This is a genomic window from Pseudomonas sp. Cab53, from assembly GCF_018325965.1.
GTDB lineage: Bacteria > Pseudomonadota > Gammaproteobacteria > Pseudomonadales > Pseudomonadaceae > Aquipseudomonas > Aquipseudomonas chlororaphis_E.
This window is the reverse complement of the sequence record NZ_AP021902.1, coordinates 3,027,916-3,045,164: the sequence shown is the minus strand read 5'-3', so window position 1 is coordinate 3,045,164 and position 17,249 is coordinate 3,027,916. Positions and strand designations below refer to the sequence as shown.

13 protein-coding genes and 1 pseudogene are annotated in these 17,249 nt (G+C 63.9%); 7 read left to right on the top strand and 7 right to left on the bottom strand.

All coding sequences use genetic code 11. The annotated features are described in order from the left end of the window. Positions 1 to 230: 230 nt before the first annotated feature. The 5 genes from KI241_RS13295 to KI241_RS13275 form a co-directional block, all read right to left on the bottom strand. Complete coding sequence (locus tag KI241_RS13295) at positions 231 to 1,436, bottom strand: monovalent cation:proton antiporter-2 (CPA2) family protein (RefSeq protein WP_047738608.1); 1,206 nt, start codon at positions 1,434 to 1,436, stop codon at positions 231 to 233. 63 nt (positions 1,437 to 1,499) lie between these two features. After that, entirely contained in the window at positions 1,500 to 2,522 is a 1,023-nt protein-coding gene (locus KI241_RS13290) for a DUF2955 domain-containing protein (protein ID WP_042731703.1), read from the bottom strand. Continuing rightward, entirely contained in the window at positions 2,512 to 3,633 is a 1,122-nt protein-coding gene (locus KI241_RS13285; RefSeq protein WP_123579057.1) for an HlyD family secretion protein, read from the bottom strand. Before KI241_RS13285 ends, KI241_RS13290 begins: the two co-directional genes overlap by 11 nt. Beyond that, positions 3,626 to 5,167, bottom strand: coding sequence for a TolC family protein (locus tag KI241_RS13280; protein WP_212803825.1), 1,542 nt, complete (start codon positions 5,165 to 5,167; stop codon positions 3,626 to 3,628). The genes KI241_RS13285 and KI241_RS13280 overlap by 8 nt, the downstream gene beginning before the upstream one ends. A 7-nt stretch (positions 5,168 to 5,174) precedes the next feature. Then, positions 5,175 to 6,287, bottom strand: a complete 1,113-nt coding sequence (locus tag KI241_RS13275; RefSeq protein ID WP_047738606.1) for an AI-2E family transporter — start codon at positions 6,285 to 6,287, stop codon at positions 5,175 to 5,177. 305 nt (positions 6,288 to 6,592) lie between these two features. On the opposite strand from KI241_RS13275, the gene KI241_RS13270 reads away from it, so the two are divergent. From KI241_RS13270 to KI241_RS13250, 5 genes are all read left to right on the top strand, one after another. Beyond that, positions 6,593 to 7,261, top strand: a complete 669-nt coding sequence (locus tag KI241_RS13270) for a GntR family transcriptional regulator (protein ID WP_042731706.1) — start codon at positions 6,593 to 6,595, stop codon at positions 7,259 to 7,261. Positions 7,262 to 7,335: 74 nt separating this feature from the next. Beyond that, on the top strand, positions 7,336 to 8,142 hold the full coding sequence (locus tag KI241_RS13265) for an ABC transporter substrate-binding protein (protein WP_042731707.1): 807 nt from the start codon (positions 7,336 to 7,338) through the stop codon (positions 8,140 to 8,142). A gap of 12 nt (positions 8,143 to 8,154) precedes the next feature. Next, the gene (locus KI241_RS13260) at positions 8,155 to 8,931 is read left to right on the top strand and encodes an amino acid ABC transporter permease (RefSeq protein WP_047738600.1); all 777 of its coding nucleotides are present in this window, start codon (positions 8,155 to 8,157) and stop codon (positions 8,929 to 8,931) included. A 2-nt stretch (positions 8,932 to 8,933) separates the two neighbouring features. Then, positions 8,934 to 9,713 carry an amino acid ABC transporter ATP-binding protein gene (locus tag KI241_RS13255; RefSeq protein WP_042731709.1) on the top strand — a complete coding sequence of 260 codons (780 nt, stop codon included), beginning with the start codon at positions 8,934 to 8,936 and terminating at the stop codon, positions 9,711 to 9,713. Between the two features lie 28 nt (positions 9,714 to 9,741). Beyond that, positions 9,742 to 11,352, top strand: a complete 1,611-nt coding sequence (locus tag KI241_RS13250; protein WP_212803824.1) for a gamma-glutamyltransferase family protein — start codon at positions 9,742 to 9,744, stop codon at positions 11,350 to 11,352. 11 nt (positions 11,353 to 11,363) lie between these two features. Here KI241_RS13250 and KI241_RS13245 read toward each other — a convergent pair. Further along, positions 11,364 to 13,129, bottom strand: a pseudogene (locus tag KI241_RS13245) (S8/S53 family peptidase). A 591-nt stretch (positions 13,130 to 13,720) separates the two neighbouring features. On the opposite strand from KI241_RS13245, the gene KI241_RS13240 reads away from it, so the two are divergent. Then, positions 13,721 to 14,941, top strand: coding sequence for an MFS transporter (locus tag KI241_RS13240; RefSeq protein WP_212803823.1), 1,221 nt, complete (start codon positions 13,721 to 13,723; stop codon positions 14,939 to 14,941). A gap of 82 nt (positions 14,942 to 15,023) precedes the next feature. Further along, positions 15,024 to 15,926 (top strand): LysR family transcriptional regulator, encoded by a 903-nt coding sequence (locus KI241_RS13235; protein ID WP_212803822.1) that lies wholly within the window; start codon positions 15,024 to 15,026, stop codon positions 15,924 to 15,926. A 29-nt stretch (positions 15,927 to 15,955) separates the two neighbouring features. Here KI241_RS13235 and KI241_RS13230 read toward each other — a convergent pair whose 3' ends face one another. Then, positions 15,956 to 17,194 carry a TIGR02270 family protein gene (locus KI241_RS13230; RefSeq protein WP_212803821.1) on the bottom strand — a complete coding sequence of 413 codons (1,239 nt, stop codon included), beginning with the start codon at positions 17,192 to 17,194 and terminating at the stop codon, positions 15,956 to 15,958. Positions 17,195 to 17,249 lie beyond the last annotated feature (55 nt).

Sequence of the window (17,249 nt, the reverse complement as noted above, 5' to 3'; positions counted from 1 at the left end):
GATGTTGGCGATTAACCTCTATGCTCGTGCCAATAACAAAGTGACGAATCCCTTCAGCCAGCCACTTATCCCGGTAGCTATCTTGAAACCCCGTTAAGTTCGGCGCTTACTCACCCCAATTGTTTACGCTCGCTTCCCAGCAGTCATACGGATCAAAACACGTCATGAATTGCAGATGTGCACGCCATTGTCCACCTCGGGCCATGGGTTTGCAGTGCACAGACGACACCTCATTGCTGGTCTTGGTCCTGGGAGGGAAGGCTATCAGTTGCGCGCGCCGGCAGCCGGCGTGCCAGGCCCAGCATCAACAGCGGTACCAGAGCCATCGATAGCGCGATGGCCAACACCAGCAGATCGTGCAGGCGCTGATCGACCAGGTGCTGCTCAAGTGCCAGCTTGAACACCACGAAGGCGAACTCGCCACCTGAGGCCAGGACCACCCCAAGCCCTATCGCCCCGGCCCGATCGAGGCCACCGGCCCAGCGCCCAAGGCCCATCAGGATCGGTAGCTTCAGGCCAACCAGCAGTAGCGTCAGCCCGAGCACCACCCAAGGTTCGGCACTCAACAAGCGCAAGTCCATGGACATGCCCACGCCGACGAAAAACAAACCGAGCAACAAACCTTTGAACGGCTCGATCTGGGTCTCCATTTCGTGCCGGTACTCGGATTCGGCCATCAACATGCCGGCCAGGAAGGCCCCCAATGCCATCGATACCCCGACGTGCTCCATGATCCAGGCGGTGCCCAGCACCAGCAGCAACGCGGTGGCAGTGGAGACTTCCCGCAGTCTCGAACCCACTGCCCAGGCAAAAGCCGGTCGCAGCAGCAAGCGCCCGCCAACGATGATCACGCCGATCCCAACGATCACCGCCAGCACTGGCCTGAGCCCGGTTTCGGCGGCTGCGCCGCTGTCCAGGGTACCGAGCAAAGGCACCAAGGCAATCAGTGGGATGGCGGCAATGTCCTGGAACAACAGGATGGCTACCGCCAGGCGGCCATGGGGGCTCCCCAGTTCCTTGCGTTCGGCCAGCATCTGCAGGCCAAAGGCGGTGGAGGACAGTGCCAGGCCCAACCCGATCACCACCGACACCTGATGGCCCTGCCCAAGCAGCAGCGCCGCCCCGCCGATGGCCACGCCGCTGAGCAATACCTGCAGCAACCCGACGCCGAACAGCGCTCGGCGCATCATCCAGAGGCGTCGCGGCGACAACTCCAGGCCGATGATGAACAGCAGCATGACCACGCCGATTTCCGAGAGCCGGCTGACGTTCTGGGCATTGTTCACCAGGCCCAGTACCGAAGGTCCGATGAGTACTCCGGCCAATAGATAGCCAGGCACAGCGCCGAGCCGCAGACGCTGGGCAAGTGGCACCAGCAGGACCACCGCCAGCAGGAACATCACCGTGGCTTTGAGCAGGCTTCCGTCATGAGGCATTGGATGTTCTCCTATCAGCGGCGCCGTTCCTGTGGAGCAAACCTGCTCGCGTTGCTACGCGTTTTACCCCGGGGCAGGCAGGTTTGATCGATGACGGTCAAGCCAGTGAACGATCAGCCACGCGTACAGCGTGACGGCAATGAATAGGCTCATGCGTACGGCGAACGCGGTGTAGACATCCTTGCCCGCTGCGCTGTCCTGGACTGACTGGCCGAGCAGAATGATCATCGTCATCAGTGTGTTGAGCCAGAAACCGGGGCTTAGCCGCGTGTGGTCCAGGCCATACAACTTACGGCCCAGCAACAAGGCAACCAGCAGTGTCCACAGGAAAAACATCCAGAGGTGCACGAACAGGCTCAGGACGCACCAGAACGCGACCGCCAGCCATCCGCCCAGCAACGTCGAGCCTAGCAGCTCGCGTCCGGCCTGGCTGGCGGCAGTGCTGGAGCTTTGCTGGCCCAGGCCGACGGCCTTGAGGATGATGGGCAGGTACTTGGTGGGTTCGATCAAGGCGAGCAGGAACGTGGGGAGCACGATCAAGGTGGCCCGCAGCGCCAGTCGGCCCGTGTCGCTGGGGGATGGGCTTGTCGGCATGGGCGGCGTCGGCGCCTGGCTGGGCTCGGGAAACAGACAATGACTGAAGAACAGCGCGACGACCGCCAGGAGCAATCCCTGGACCAGCGCCGCTATGACCATGACCGAAGCGCCGAAGTCAGCGGTACCGGCAGCCGGGATCATGGTCAGGCCGATGACCAGGAACGTCATCACCAGGACATTGCCACCCGACAAGCCGTAGCGGAATGCCACGAACAGACCGAGCCCCACCAGCAGGACGCCGCACAACGGGTAATAGCGCAGGACAGGGATCAGTAACAGTCCGCAACCTGTGGTCAGTATTGCCGCCAGCATCAGCTTCAGGCAGTCCTCGGCGGACAATGGCCGGTGAGTCATTGCCAGGATCATGGCAAGAACAGGGGCAAGGAATGGAATCGGCAGGTCCAGGCCGAAACCGATCGCCAGACTCGACGCCGTGCCGCTCGCCAGTCGCAACGCTCGTTGGGCACGCACGCTTCGCTCAATAGGCATAGGACAGCCAACTCATCAACCACAGAAACACACGGCCCAGCGGGTTCAACAGGTTGTTCTCCGAGGGAAACGCCATTATCTCGGCTTGCCCACCGGCCCGCACCGCGCCCAGGGTGCGCAGGCGCTCCCGGGCGTCGGCAGAAAATTCGATCGTCACCGGGAAGCGTTGCGCGGGACGCAGCCAGTCACGGCTGTTGCGCACCGTGGGCAGGGTGCCGGGCGCGGTGCCCTGGCTCACTTCAACGCCGTAGCCGATACTGCGCACGCGCCCTTGCAATACCTCGCCGGGCAACGCATCGAGCACAATGGCGACCGGTGTACCGACGGTTATCAACCCAAGGTTGTTCTCGGTCATGTCCGCGCTGATCCAGACATCGTGGATGGCGATCAGGGTCATCACCGGCGTGCCCGCCGCCGCAAAGTGGCCGACATCTGTGCGCAGGTCGGTGACCAGGCCGGCTGAGCGCGCGCGTACCTGGCTGTTGGCCAAGTCCAGTTCAGCCTTCTGCACGGCACTGGTGGCACTGCGTAGCAAAGCGTTGGCTTCGTCGCTGCCGCCTTCCTGCTCGCGCGCCCGTTGCACCTCGGCGCGCGCGGCGGCGACCTGGCTGGTTGCCTGCTCGCGAGTCGCGCGGGAGATCTCAAGCACGCGCACGGAAATGGTTCCCGGATCGGCCCGGTACAACCCCTCCAGGCGCTGATTGTCCTGGCGTGCCTTGAGCTCGTTGGCTTGTGCTGCACGCAACGAAGCCTGCGCCGAAGCGATGCCGGCGGTGTTGGCGCCGATCTGGCGACGGGTGGCTTCCAATTCGGCGCGGGCCCGGTCGACAGCAATCCGGTACGGCAATGGGTCCACCTCGAAGAGCAGCTCACCGGCGTCGATGTCCTGGTTGTTGCGCACGTTGACCCGGGTTACCCGACCGGCGACCTCGGACGCCACCGGAATGACGAAGGCCCCGACACGCGCCTGCTGCGTATAGGGTGTAAAGCGGTCTGACAATAAATACCAGACCAGGCTCAGCACGATCAGCAGCAGTACCCACTTGATGCCTCTGTTCACCGGGTCGGCCTCGGGCACTGGAGCCGGAGCGGGGGACGGCGCTTCAGTCATGGTCGGTCACCTTGAGCGCTGCCGCGGCGGATGGCGGCGCGGCGGTCGGAGGGGTGAGCAGGTTGCCCCAGTCAGAGCGTTGCTCCATAGATTGCCGGGTCTGCGGGTCCACGAGAGGCTGGTCACTCTGCCAGCCTCCGCCCAGCGCCTTGTACAGTGCGACCAGGTTGTTTACGGCGTCGCTGCGGCTGATCAGGTAGTTGTCCTGCTGTTGCAACAGCGCGCTCTGGGCGTCCAGGACCCGCTGGAAATCCGAGTAGCCCTCGCGATACCAGGTGTTGGCCAACACCAGCGAACGTTGGGCCGCCTGCGCGGCTTGGCGCAGAATGCGCTCGCGTTCGAGCGCCTTGATCAGTCCAGTGGCGGCGTCGTCGGCTTCGCGCGCCGCCTGACGGACCTGTTCGCGATAGGCCTCGATCAGTTGTTGCAGGCGGGCGTCCTGGACGCGCACGTTATTGCGGATCCGGCCATGGTCGAACAGGTTCCAGCGCAAGCTGGGGCCGCCCACCAGGTCCAGGTTGTTGGAGGTGCCACTCAGCGAGTCGGTGGACCAGACGATGCTGCCCAGCAGCGTCAGCGATGGATAAAGCTCGGACTCGGCCACGCCAATCAAGGCCGATTGTGCGGCGACATTGAGCTCAGCGGCTCGCACATCCGGGCGTCGCAGCAACAGCTCGGCCGGCACGTCCTGCAACACGGCCCGGTCCACCAGTGGGATCAAGCCAGTGCTTTCATCCCGCAGCGACAGGGCCCCTGGCGGTTGACCGATCAGCCCTGCCAATGCGTTGCGCGTGCGAGCGGCCTGGTCTTCCAGGCTCGGAATGCTGCTGGAGGTGCCCAGGTACTGAGTCTTGGCCTGTTGCACGTCGAGTTCGGCGATCTGGCCGCTGGCGTAGAGCTTTTCCGTGATCTCAAGGTTGCGCAGTTGTTGAGCCGCGTTTTCCCGGGCCACCCGCAGTCTAGCTTCAGTAGTGCGCAAGGCGAAGTAAGTCATGGCGACCTGGGCGCGCAGCAGCACCAATGCGTCTTCATAGTTGGCCTGGGCCGCAAAGTAAGCGGCGTCCGCGGACTCGATGGCGCGGGCAAAACGGCCCCAGAAATCCAGCTCCCAGCCGATGTCGTAACCGGCGCTGTACTGCCAGAATCGACTGTCCCGAGGGTTACTGCCCCCGGACTGATACCGCTTGGCGTACAGCGTGTCGGCGCTGGCTTGTTGCAGTTGCGGATAGCGTTGGCTTTGCGCGATGCCCAACTGTGCTCGCGCTTCCATCACCCTTAGACCGGCAATCTTCAGGCTTGAGTTATGGGCGTCGGATTCAGCGATCAGGCGTTCGAGCGTCGGGTCGCTGAACACCTGCCACCACTGGCGCAGGTCCGGGCTGTGCTGGCGATGGCTGGCGTGCTCGATGGCTGGGCTGTTCCAGGTCTTTGTCCAGGGTTCGCCGGGCGATTGGAAGTCCGGGCCCAGGCGGGTGCAGGCGACGAGGAACAAGACAGCCAGCCAAAGCGCGACGCCATGCAGAGAGGCGCGCATGGCCGGGCTACTGCGCGCCGGGCGGAAGCTCATCCTCGACGGCGACTTCCGGCGGCCGGGCGGCAACCCATTGCCAGAACAACTGATAGCCGACGGCAAGCACCACCGGGCCGACGAACAGGCCGATTACGCCACCGGTGACCATGCCGCCCAGGGCGCCGATCAGGATCACCGGCATCGGCACGTTGACCCCACGGCCGAGCAACAGCGGCTTGAGCACGTTGTCCACCAGACCGGCGACAAACACATACACGGCGAAGACGATGGTCGTGGTGCTCGCGCCCTCGGTGGAAAACACGAAGATGATGACTGGGAGGGTAATCAGCGTCGCCGGCAATTGCATAATGCCGATCAGCAGGACGGCGAGCGCCAGTAGACCAGCGCCGGGCACTCCCATGAACACGAAGCCCAGGCCTACCAGCAGCATCTGGATAAAGGCGATGCCAATCACCCCCAGCGCTACCGCGCGAATGGTCGAGGTGCACAGTTGGGTGATCCTGTGGGCTTTGGTCGCGCCGCAGATACGCGAGACAATCTGGATGGCGCTGGCGTGCCCACGTTCACCATAGGCCATGAAGCAACCCGCAACAATCAGCGAACCGACGAAGATGAGGAAGCCCAAGCCAAAACCGGCGACTTTACTCAACAGGGAAAGACTGAAGTGCTTGATCTGGGGAATGTAGCTCTGCACCAGAGCCGGGAGGTCGGTGGCGGCGCGCATCCACAGCTGTTGCAGTGGCTTGCCCACCAGCGGCCAGTTAGCGACGGTATCGGGCGGTAGCGGAACCTGGAGATTGTCGCCCTTGATGTCGGTCATCACGCCCTGGATCGAGGTCACCAGCGAGTTGCCCAGCAACAGGGTCGGAATCGCCAGGATACCCAATGTGATCAATACCAGCAGCGTCGCGGTGTACCCGTCGCTCAAACCCAGCCTGTCTTTCAGCTTTATTTGCACGGGATAGAGGGTGATCGCCAGGATCACCGCCCACAGCATCAAATCGAGAAAGGGGCTGAAGATCCGGTAACAGAAGAACACCATGACGGCAAGCAGGCCGGCGCGAATCAAAACATCGAGCATGCTGCGGGACCACGGGGTTTGGGAAACTGGCACAGAGGGCATCTGAGTATCCTCAGGGGGTGAGCAGCTCGAATTCACCCAGTGTAGTGGAGAATGGACAGTGCGCCGTCGTGCTGCCGACGCCAGATACGACGCCGGTGTTACCGGGCTACCGTCTTGCACATTCAAGGGGCGCCGGTGAGCCGTTCGGTAGCACACTTACTGACCACCATCACCGTACGAAATGGCTCCTACCGAAGATATTTTTCAATAAATCAGTTACTTGTCCGGTCATGCTCGAAGCTGGCATGCATCCTGCTCTTTTGAATCTATGGATAATTGGATACAAAAATGCAGAAGGTGCTGCCATGCAATTCGCTCCTACGTTTGCTGAACGCCCTCCGATGACGGCCGAGGAAGAGGCCTACAACTTCCTGCTGGAGGCTATTTGTGGCGGACGATTTCACAAGGGCGACCGGCTGATCGCCGAGGACATCGCCAGTGAGATCGGCATGAGCCGGATGCCGGTGCGCGAGGCGTTTCGCCGCCTGGACGCCCAGGGTCTGGTGACGTTGCGGCCCAATCGCGGGGCGGTGGTCAGTGGCCTGGACATCGATGAATTGCAGGAAGTCTTCGAAATGCGCAGCGCCCTCGAAGGCCTGGCGATGCGCGTCGCGGTGGGGCGCATCGGCGCCCGGCAACTGGCGGCGCTTGAACGCCTGCTGGATGAGATGGACGACTACCGCGACGAAAGCGCCGAGTGGGTCAGCCGGCATCGGGCCTTTCATGAATACTTGTGCAGCCTCAGCGGTCGCCCGCGATTGCTCAAGCAGATCAGCGCCCTCTACGCGCTGGTGGAAGCGCCTATGCGCCTGTGGTTGCAGCATGTCGACAAGCCGTTGAGCGCACGCCAGGAGCATGCGGTGATCCTCGAGGCGATCCGGGCCGGCGATGCCGAGAAGGCCGAGGCGGTCATACGCTCCCATATCGAAGGCACCGTCCCTGAACTGATCCGTTTCCTGCAATCGAAAAAATAGCCAGAGCAGGCACGAGCCTGCCGTGTTTTGACGCTGAGTACTGCCCGTTACCCACCGAACTGGAGTGTCTGGTCATGCATAAGCCTCGCTTGTTGATCGCTGCAATAACCTTGGGATTGTGTACTCAGTGGGCGCAGGCCGCCCCCGTCGTACCGGAGCGTTTGCTCAAGGTCGACACACTGGTCTACTGCTCCGGCATGGACTCGCCGCCGCTGGTGGCCTTCGATGAGGCGCAGAAGCCCAAGGGGCTGACGGTCGACCTGGGCCTGGAGATCGCCAAGCGCCTGGGGGACAAGAAGGTGCAATGGCGGGTCATTCCGTTCTCCGGTCTGGTCCCGGCGCTGTTGGCCAAGCAGTGCGACATGATCGTCGACCAACTGTTCGACAAGCCCGAGCGCCGGGAAGTCATCGACATCGTCAACTACATGTATTCCAGCCAGGCGGTGGTGGTGCCCAAGGGCAATCCGAAGGGCATCAAGACACTGGCAGACTTGTCCACCCGCAAGGTCGCGGTGCTCAACGGTTCCACCATCAAGACCCTGCTCGACGCCGAGAATGACACGCTGGCCAAGGCCGGCAAGCCGCCGATGAAACTGGTGGTCTACAACACCGACACCGATGCGTTCCAGGCACTGCGCATCAGCCAGGTCGATGCCTACGGCACCACCGTGGAAACCGCCGGCTACTACGCCGCCATGGCCCCCGATCTGTTCGAGGAAGGCGTACCGGCCTTCAGCCGAATCCTCACCGGCATCGGCATTCGCAAGGACGATCCGCAACTCAGCGCTGCGGTGCAGCAAATCATCAACGACATGCGCAGCGACGGCAGCTACCGCCAATTGCTCAGCAACTGGCACGTCGCCAGCGACACGCTCGATTGAGGGAAGGCGTCGATGAATTTCAATTGGGATGTGTTTTGGCAGTACCTGCTGCAGCCCAGTGGGGTCTACCTCACCGGCCTGTGGCTGACCTGCGTGATCAGCGTGCTGGCGATGCTGCTGGGCTGTGTGCTCGGGTTGGCCGCAGCCTTGCTACGGTTGTCGAAGAACCCATTGCTGCACATGCCCGTGCGCTTCTACGTGTGGTTGATGCGCGGCACGCCATTGCTGGTGCAGATTGTCTTCCTCTACACCGCGCTGGCGGCCGGAGGGGTGTTCCGCTTCGAGGACATTGAGCTATTCGGCCTGGTGATCCCCGGCAATATCCAGGCGGCGATCATTGCCCTGGGTCTCAACGAAGGCGCCTACATGGCCGAGATCATCCGGGCCGGCATCGGCGCGGTCGACAAGGGCCAGTATGAAGCCGGGCGCTCCCTGGGCATGACCTTCGCCAAGCTGATGCGCCGGATCATCCTGCCCCAGGCCTTTCGGTTCATCGTGCCGCCGCTGGGCAACGAGTTCAACGTCATGCTCAAGAACACCACGCTGGTCAGTGTGATCGGTGTGCAGGAGCTGCTGCTCAGCACGCAAATGGTTACGTCCGCGACGTTCCGGGTGTTCGAGTTGTACCTGGTGGTGGCGATCTATTTCCTGTTGCTGACCACCCTCTGGGGCTTTTTCCAGCGCTGGCTGGAAGCCCGTTTCGGGCAATCGGACCGACCATCGTCGCCGCCGCCGGCCGCTACCCGGATGTTCGGGCGCAGCAGCCTTAAACTGTTGAGGGAGCGTTGACCATGGCGCACAAGAGCGAAGAACTGATCATCGAGGCGCTGGACGTGCACAAGTCCTTTGGCGACTTGCAGATCCTCAAGGGCATTTCCCTACAGGTGCGCCGTGGCGAGGTGGTGGTGCTGATCGGCGCGTCCGGCTCCGGCAAGACCACGTTCATCCGCTGCATCAACTTGCTGGAGGACATCCAGGCCGGGCGCATTCGTGTCAACGGCCGGGCCATGGGTTACCGCGAGCGCGCCGATGGCAGCCTGGTGCGTGATTCGGAGCGCAACATCGCCCGCCAGCGCCGGGACATCGGCATGGTGTTCCAACGCTTCAACCTGTTCCCCCACATGACGGCCCTGGAAAACATCATCGAAGCGCCGATCCAGGTGCTTGGGACGCCGCGCGGCGCTGCTCTGGAGCAGGCCCGCAGTCTGCTGGAACGGGTTGGCCTGGCGGACAAGGCCGACCATTACCCCTCGATGCTTTCCGGCGGCCAGCAGCAGCGCGTGGCGATTGCCCGCGCCTTGGCGATGAAGCCCCAGGCGATGCTGTTCGACGAACCCACCAGCGCCCTCGATCCGGAAACCGTCGGGGAGGTCTTGCAGGTGATGAAGGAATTGGCGGAGGACGGCATGACCATGGTGGTGGTCACCCACGAAATGGGCTTCGCCCGCGAAGTGGCGGACCGCGTGGTGGTGCTGGACCAGGGCGAGCTCATCGAGCAAGGTCCGCCGGAGCAGATCTTCAGTCATCCCAGCCATCCGCGTACCCGGGCTTTTCTCAGTCGCGTGCTTTGATTCATTTCGTCGGTGAAGAGACTTTGTCATGTTGAAATTTTCGGCTCACGAGTACCCGTATCCCTCGCAACGCCAGAGTGTCTTTGCCCGTCGCGGCATGGTGGCGGCTTCCCAGCCCCTGGCCGCACAAGCGGGTATCGAGATCATGCAAAAAGGCGGCAATGCCATCGATGCCGCCATCGCCACGGCGGCGGCGCTGACGGTGGTCGAACCCACCGGCTGCGGAATCGGCGGCGACGCCTTCGCCCTGGTCTGGAGCCAGGGCCAACTGCACGGCCTCAATGGCAACGGCCACGCGCCGGCGGCCCTGAGCATCGAAGCGGTCAAGGCCGCCGGCCATGGGCAGATGCCGCTCTATGGCTGGACGCCCGTGACCGTGCCGGGATGCCCATCGGCCTGGGCCGAGCTGTCGCAGCGTTTCGGCAAATTGCCTTTTGCCGAGTTGCTACAACCGGCGATCAGCTTGGCGCGAGGCGGCTTTGCGCTGTCGCCGGTGGTTGCCCATCAATGGCAGGCGGCTCTGGACGAGTTCACGCCCCATCGCGACCCGGTGCTGCAGGCATGGTTCGAAACGTTCCTGATCGACGGCCGCGCGCCGCGGGCCGGGGAGGTGTTCTGCAACCCGGCCCAGGCCCGGACCCTTGAAGAACTCGCCGCCACCCGCTGCGAAAGCCTCTATCGCGGTGCCCTGGCCGAGCGCCTGGATGCCCATTCCCGTGCCAGCGGTGGCTACTTGCGCAGCGCGGACCTCAAGGACTATCGCGCCCAGTGGGTCGAGCCGATCCACGTCAATTATCGAGGCGTCGATGTCTGGGAAATCCCACCGAGCGGGCAGGGCCTGGTGGCCTTGATGGCGCTGAAGTTGCTCGAAGGGTTCCGTTTCGATCACCGTGACAGCCAACAGACCTGGCACCGCCAGCTCGAAGCGATGAAGTTGGCCTACAGCGATGGTTTGCACTACATCACTGACCCTGCGCACATGCGCGTGGCCGTGGCAGACTTGCTCAGCGATGACTACAGCGCCCGACGCCGCGCGCAGATCGGCGAACAGGCGCAGCCACCCGCGCCGGGCGATCCCCACGCCAGCGGCACGGTGTACCTGGCAACCGCCGATGCCGAAGGCAACATGGTCTCGTTCATCCAGAGCAACTACCACGGCTTCGGCTCCGGGGTGGTGCTGCCCGACAGTGGCATTGCCCTGCAGAATCGCGGGCAGGAATTCAGCCTCGATCCGGCGCATGCCAACTGCCTGGCCCCAGGCAAGAAAACCTTCCATACCATCATCCCCGGCTTCCTCACCCACAATGGCCAGGCCCTTGGCCCCTTTGGCGTCATGGGCGGCTACATGCAACCCCAGGGGCATGTGCAGATGGTCATGAACCTGGTGGATTTCGGCTTGAACCCGCAGGCGGCCCTGGACGCGCCACGCTGGCAATGGCTGGGCGGGATGAACGTGGGCATCGAGCACGGCGCGTCAGCGGATCTGGTCAACGCCCTGGCCCGGCGGGGTCATCAGGTGCAGGTCAGCAGCGACCTGACCCACTATGGGCGCGGCCAGATCATCCTTCGCGACCCGGTCAGTGGCGTGTTGTGTGGCGGGACCGAGCCTCGGGCGGATTCGCATATTGCGGTCTGGTGATGACGGCCGCTTCAGCGCACCCGCTCGCGGCTTTGCACCGCCAGGTCCAGCGCCTTCTGCATGTCTAGCCGCGCTGAACGGCCGACGTCCCGGTCGTTGAGCTGGTAGCGGCGCTCCGATGGCAGGATGGGGGCGGTGAGGTCTTCCGCGTCCATCCTTTCGAAGTCGTGATTGTCACCGATGGTCATGGCGCTGCGGCGCAGCAGCATGCGCAATTGCTCGGGCTGCAACTGCGGATTGATGGACAGCATCGCCGCCAGCAGGCCGGCGACCATCGGCGTGGCGTAGGAGGTGCCGCAATGCACGGCGCCTTCCTCGCCAGCGCGGGCGGTCGAGGCGTGGGCGCAGGCGGCCGCGGTGATGTCGACGCGCATGTCGATGTTCGAAGAGCTGCGCTTGACCGCGTAGCCGGGGTCGTCCACGGCCACGTCCTCGCGCTCGCTGCGTTGATGCCCGCCGACCACCAGCAGTTGTTCGGTGATGAAGGAGGAGGGCAGGCGATATTCATCGGTGCCCGAGAACGACGAGCCGTTGCCGGCGGAGTTCACCACCACCACGTCGGGGTGTTCCTTGCGCAGCCACAGGAAGAACTCTTCCAACAGTTCCTCGTAGCCGCCCATGGCAATGCCCGAGCGCAGCAGGGAATCCACGTCATCGCCCTTGACGTCCTTGGCGCCGACGCGGTGGATGCCCCAGCTCCAGTTGAGCACGCGCACGCCGTCTTCCACCAGGTTGACCGAGGCGGCGATGTTGGCGGTGATCCCGGCATCGGAGTTGCGCTCGACGATGACCTCGAAGCCCCCACTGGCCTTGTCCAGGCCGCGCAGGAAACCGCTGTTGCCGCCGTCGTTCCAGCGCGCCGCGAGGATGCCGGCGACGGTGGTGCCATGGTTGTCCGGCTTGTCTGCGTCACGCGCGTAGACGCAGGTGCGCGGCAGCGTGCACGGCCCGACGTAGTCGGCGAAATCGGCGGTGTCGAAGTCGACGTCGCGCTCGATCAGGCCAATGCGCACCGGTTGCACCGGGATGGGAGCCTGGCGCCCGGGATGCGTCGCAGGTAGTAGTTCACCGCGTCGAGGAAGCGATTGGCGGCCCATTCATCGGAGTCCGGCGAGGGCTTGTCGGGTTCCTCGGGGCGAGCCGGTGCCTGCTCGGCCTCTTCGGCGGCGGACTCCTCGACGACCACCGCATCGACACTGGTCTCGCCGCCCAGGCGCAGCACCAGGGCATCACGCTGGACCAGGTCCTTGGCCGGCAGGCGAAGCTGGTACAGGTTCAGTGGGGCGATGCGCCCGACCACCGTCGCCCCGTACTTGCGGGCCAGGCGCTCGGCTTCCTGGCGGCCATCGTGATCTTCTTCGATCAGCACGCTGACCAGGTCGACGTAGGTGGTCAAGCCATCCATATTCTTCGCCACTTCACCCGGTCCGGCGGCCAGCACATGGCTGTCGCGCAGGCTCAGCCAGGCGGCGTTGCTGCGGCGCGAACCGTCTTCCAGCCACAGCGGGCCGCTCTGGTATCCGCGGCTGGCCAAGCTTAGCCGCAGGGCGTTGCCCTCACGCCGGACCACGTCCGTAGGGAGTGCCTTTGCCCCCAGATGCAGTGTCGGAACGGCTTCGCCCAGCCCTCGCACGGTCAGGCACCAATCCTGGCGCTGATCGTCCAGCAGGTCGCCGCAGCGCTTGAGGCCCTCCAGGCGCAGCGGCTCCTGTGCCGCGCTCGCGCAGTGGCTCGCTAGGACAAACAAGGCCGCGAGGGCGGCGGAACGCAGGGGCATGGGGTGATTTTCCTTGGGAAGGGGCCTGATTGCTCCGACTGCCGGATTCACCGTAACGTTCCTTGGCGCCGTCAGCGGCAGAACTTCTCGATTGCCCACGCAACATCCCTGTGGCACCGCTCGCTGAGCGCACCGGGGTGTTGATCGAACATATGCGGCACGCCGGGGTACACATTGAGTTGGCAACAGGGGCGTAGGGTGAGCCGTCGGCACTGTGGTCCATGATGAGCACTCTGTTGATTTCCAGGTCCAGGGTTTCTCAGCGTCAGGCGCTTCCTGGAGTGGATGGAGAGTGAGCAGGGGCATGGCTTTGTGTTCTGAGCGGGGGTGAGGATTCACTCGCTGTCGGATGTGTGCGTGGCCTCGATGGCGCCTTCGCGAGCAAGCTCGCGCCCACAGGACACCACTCCTCTTTGTGGGAGCGAGCTTGCTCGCGAAAGCGGCCCCTGATCCAACCCCTTTGCACCTGCCCGCCACCACAAGCCCGTCGTTGCGCGCGGCGCATCACTGTGTTGCCCGAAGCACGGATTCTCCTGATGCACGCCGATCTTTAGCCTGGATGACACTTCCTTATCTTGACGAGGTGTCATCATGCTCACGGGCAATCCAGCGGCTACGGCCTTTGCCAAAACGAGTGCTTCACTGTCCGGCCTGATGGTCGCGTTCCTGGCATTCTGCTGCGGCGCGGTCGTGGCCAATCTTTACTATGCGCAGCCGATCGTCGAGCTGATCGCGCCGCAGATCGGCTTGTCCAGTGCCAAGGCAAGCCTGATCGTGTCGCTCACGCAGTTCGGCTACGCCCTGGGGCTGTTGTTCCTGGTGCCGCTGGCCGACCTTCTGGAAAACCGGCGTCTGGTGGTGGGGCTTACACTGGCGGCGGGTGTCAGCCTGTTGTTGGCCGGTTTGTCCCAGACGCCCTCGATGTTCCTGGTTTTTTCGCTGTTGATCGGCCTGACCTCGGTGGCCGTGCAGATTCTCGTGCCATTGGCGGCGCATCTGGCGCCGGAGGCCAGCCGTGGTCGCGTGGTGGGCAACATCATGAGCGGCCTGCTGCTGGGGATCCTCCTGTCGCGGCCGCTGTCGAGCCTGCTGGTCGAAGCGTTCGGCTGGCGCGGGGTATTTTTCAGCGCGGCGGCCTTGATGGCGCTTATCGCATCGGTCACGGCCGTGGCTTTGCCACGCCGGGAACCCACCCATCGGGCCAGTTATGCGGCGTTGATCGGTTCGGTACTGGCTTTGGCGCGGCGGCATGCGGTCTTGCGTGAGCGCTCGCTGTACCAAGGGTTGTTGTTCGCCAGCTTCAGCCTGTTCTGGACCATCGCCCCCATCGAATTGATGCGCAACCACGGCTTCGACCAGACCCAGGTCGCGCTGTTTGCCTTGGTGGGCGCAGTGGGCGCGATCGCAGCGCCCATCGCCGGGCGCCTGGCCGATGCCGGCCACGGTCGCAAGGGCACGCGGGTGGCGCTGTTACTGGCACCGATTTCCTTGCTGATCGCGGCATTGCCCGGCCACGGCTATATTGGCTTGGTGGCGTGCGCCGTGCTGCTGGATTTCGCCGTGCAACTGAGCATGGTACTGGGGCAACGCGAGGTATACGCCCTCGACCCCCACAGTCGGGCGCGGCTCAATGCGGTGTACATGACCAGCATCTTCGTGGGGGGCGCCTTGGGCTCGCTGGTCGCCAGTCCACTCTACGAGCAATTTGGCTGGACCGTCTCGGCCCTCGCGGTGGCCGTGATTCCAGCTCTGGCGCTGGTGCTGTTCTTGGCGCGCGGGGTCCACGCGGCGCCAGTGGCCCACGGCCAATAGTGTGGTGACGCACCGTGCGGCAAGACGGCGGGCCAACGGTGATGCACAATCGGCACCGTTCGTTCTTGATCGGAAGCCATTCATGGACAAGTTGCTGGCCCTGAAGATGTTTGTCGAGACCGTGCGCTGCGGCGGTTACTCCTCGGCGGCGCGCAAACTCGGCATCGCCACTTCGTCGGTCACCCGCCAGGTCGCGGGGTTGGAACAGGCGCTGGGGGCCAGCCTGCTCAACCGGACGACCCGCCACATCAGCGTCACCGTCGCCGGGCAGGCCTATTTCGAAAAGGCCGTGGCGATTCTGGAAGCCTTGGATGAAGCCGATACCTTGGTCGCCGACCGGGGCGATGAGGCCAAGGGCACGTTGCGAGTCAGCGTGCCGGTGGAATTCGGTCGTCGCATCATCGCACCGCACTTGAGCCGTTTGCTGGAGCGCCATCCAGGCCTGGAGATCAGCCTGTCGTTGAACGACCAGGTGGGCGATCTGTTGAGCGAGCAGATCGACGTGTCGGTGCGCTTGGGGTCGACGGTTGTCAGCGAAGAGATCGTCAGCAAACGGCTCGGCGGCTTCCAACGCTGGGTGCTGGCAAGCCCCAGTTACCTGCACCGCCATGGCGTACCCGCTCATCCACGCGACTTGCTTGAACATCAATGCCTGCGCTTCGATTATGGCGGCACCCACCCGCAATGGACGTTCCGGGCCAGCGGTGAAACCCTCTCGCTGAATGTGCGGGGACGCTTGCACAGCAACAACGCCGATATCCTGCGCGAGGCCGCTATTGCCGGCGGCGGCGTGACGCTGCTGGCCGACTGGCTGGTGCGCGAGGATGTCGCCCAAGGCCGATTGATCCGGCTGCTGGAGCAATACGAGGTCAATCCGGGCAGTGCCAGCACCTGCATCAACGCGTTGTACCTGCCCAATCATCGTGGTTCGAGCCGCATCAACGTGTTCATCGGGTTTCTCCAGGAGATTCTGGCCGCGGCGTGAAAGCGGCCCGCGCAGCCATGCCTTGGGCGTTAGCGCAATAACTGCCGTTGTCGTCGCGCCGGTGCACTGGTGGGGAACAGCACCTCGGTCGGTCGATAGCGGGCGATGCCATAGGCCGCCGCCAGGCGCTGGCGTTGCTGGCCGTGGACAAGGGCTTTGCGGTAACTGTTTTCGCTCTGGGGCAAGCCCAGCGTGTAGCCGATGCCCGGTTGGAACTCGCTTTCATGGGCCTGCCACCAGGCGGCGACTGACTGCGGATCGGGCCACGGCAAGTCTTCGTCGGGGTCCATGGCGACCTGTGGGTCTGTCGGGTCGTCGTTGGGGCCTGCATCGAAATCCGGCGGGTCCCGCCGCTCCAGATCGAGCAGCCCCAGATCAGCGCCGGTGATCAGGCTGAAAGCCTCGCCAGCCAGGCGGGCGCAGGGCGGCTCGCTCATTTGCTGGATCAGCCACGGCACGCTGACCGGGTCACCCAGCAAGCCCAGGGCCTGGAGGCCGATGCGCTGTTGTGCAGGGTTCTGCAGCACCTGGCGGATCCAGGCAATGCTGAGGTCGCGCGGCTGCCAGACCAACAACACACACAGCGCGCGGTACTGGTACTCCCCCGGTTGCTCGGCGAACGGGCGCAGGCTTTCCAAGGCTTGTTCATCGCCCATCTGCGCGCAGGCCCACTGGCTCCAGAAACGCACGCCTGCATCCGGATGCCGGCGATGGGCCTGAAGCATTGGCAGCAGGTCACGCCGACGCAACTCGCCGGCCGTTCGAGCGGCGCGCGCCAGGACACTGGGTTCAGCCTGGGCAAGCTCGCTTGGCAGGGCCTGGCCAGGGTCGCGACGATGCATTCCGCAGGCAGCCAGGCCGAGGCGTCGGAACAACGGTTCGGAGGAGGCGAGCATGCGGTCGATCCAGGGCGAGACACACGCCCAGTCCAGCCAGCCCAACGCCATCAGGTAGCCACGCTCCGTTTGCGCGGCGCCTCGCACGTGCTCGCTGAGTCGTGACAACACCTTCGCATTGGCCGACTGGAAGGCCAGCACCACACAGGCAAACAGTTCACCGACCGAGTGTGGACCCAGCTGCGCCAGCAACACCTCCAGGCCTTCCGGACCGGCGATGCGCAGCCCATCGAGATGGGCGTCGATCCGTTCGTCCAGGTTGCCGAGGTCATCGAGATCGTAGTGGGGCGCACGCACGGCGTAGTCGTGCAGGAGAATGAGAAAGCAGGCCTCTTCGGCGTGTTGTTCGATCATTGTTGAGATGGAGGCCATGACGTCTCTGTCTTGCGCGTGTCTGCTTCCAGCGTAGACGTCAGCCAGCCGCTTG

What these genes read in the sequence shown, in the direction of transcription:
- KI241_RS13295 (WP_047738608.1), bottom strand. Translation starts at nt 1,436, where the DNA reads ATGCCTCATGACGGAAGCCTGCTCAAAGCCACGGTGATGTTCCTGCTG.
- KI241_RS13290 (WP_042731703.1), bottom strand. Translation starts at nt 2,522, where the DNA reads ATGCCTATTGAGCGAAGCGTGCGTGCCCAACGAGCGTTGCGACTGGCG.
- KI241_RS13285 (WP_123579057.1), bottom strand. Translation starts at nt 3,633, where the DNA reads ATGACTGAAGCGCCGTCCCCCGCTCCGGCTCCAGTGCCCGAGGCCGAC.
- KI241_RS13280 (WP_212803825.1), bottom strand. Translation starts at nt 5,167, where the DNA reads ATGCGCGCCTCTCTGCATGGCGTCGCGCTTTGGCTGGCTGTCTTGTTC.
- KI241_RS13275 (WP_047738606.1), bottom strand. Translation starts at nt 6,287, where the DNA reads ATGCCCTCTGTGCCAGTTTCCCAAACCCCGTGGTCCCGCAGCATGCTC.
- KI241_RS13270 (WP_042731706.1), top strand. Translation starts at nt 6,593, where the DNA reads ATGCAATTCGCTCCTACGTTTGCTGAACGCCCTCCGATGACGGCCGAG.
- KI241_RS13265 (WP_042731707.1), top strand. Translation starts at nt 7,336, where the DNA reads ATGCATAAGCCTCGCTTGTTGATCGCTGCAATAACCTTGGGATTGTGT.
- KI241_RS13260 (WP_047738600.1), top strand. Translation starts at nt 8,155, where the DNA reads ATGAATTTCAATTGGGATGTGTTTTGGCAGTACCTGCTGCAGCCCAGT.
- KI241_RS13255 (WP_042731709.1), top strand. Translation starts at nt 8,934, where the DNA reads ATGGCGCACAAGAGCGAAGAACTGATCATCGAGGCGCTGGACGTGCAC.
- KI241_RS13250 (WP_212803824.1), top strand. Translation starts at nt 9,742, where the DNA reads ATGTTGAAATTTTCGGCTCACGAGTACCCGTATCCCTCGCAACGCCAG.
- KI241_RS13240 (WP_212803823.1), top strand. Translation starts at nt 13,721, where the DNA reads ATGCTCACGGGCAATCCAGCGGCTACGGCCTTTGCCAAAACGAGTGCT.
- KI241_RS13235 (WP_212803822.1), top strand. Translation starts at nt 15,024, where the DNA reads ATGGACAAGTTGCTGGCCCTGAAGATGTTTGTCGAGACCGTGCGCTGC.
- KI241_RS13230 (WP_212803821.1), bottom strand. Translation starts at nt 17,194, where the DNA reads ATGGCCTCCATCTCAACAATGATCGAACAACACGCCGAAGAGGCCTGC.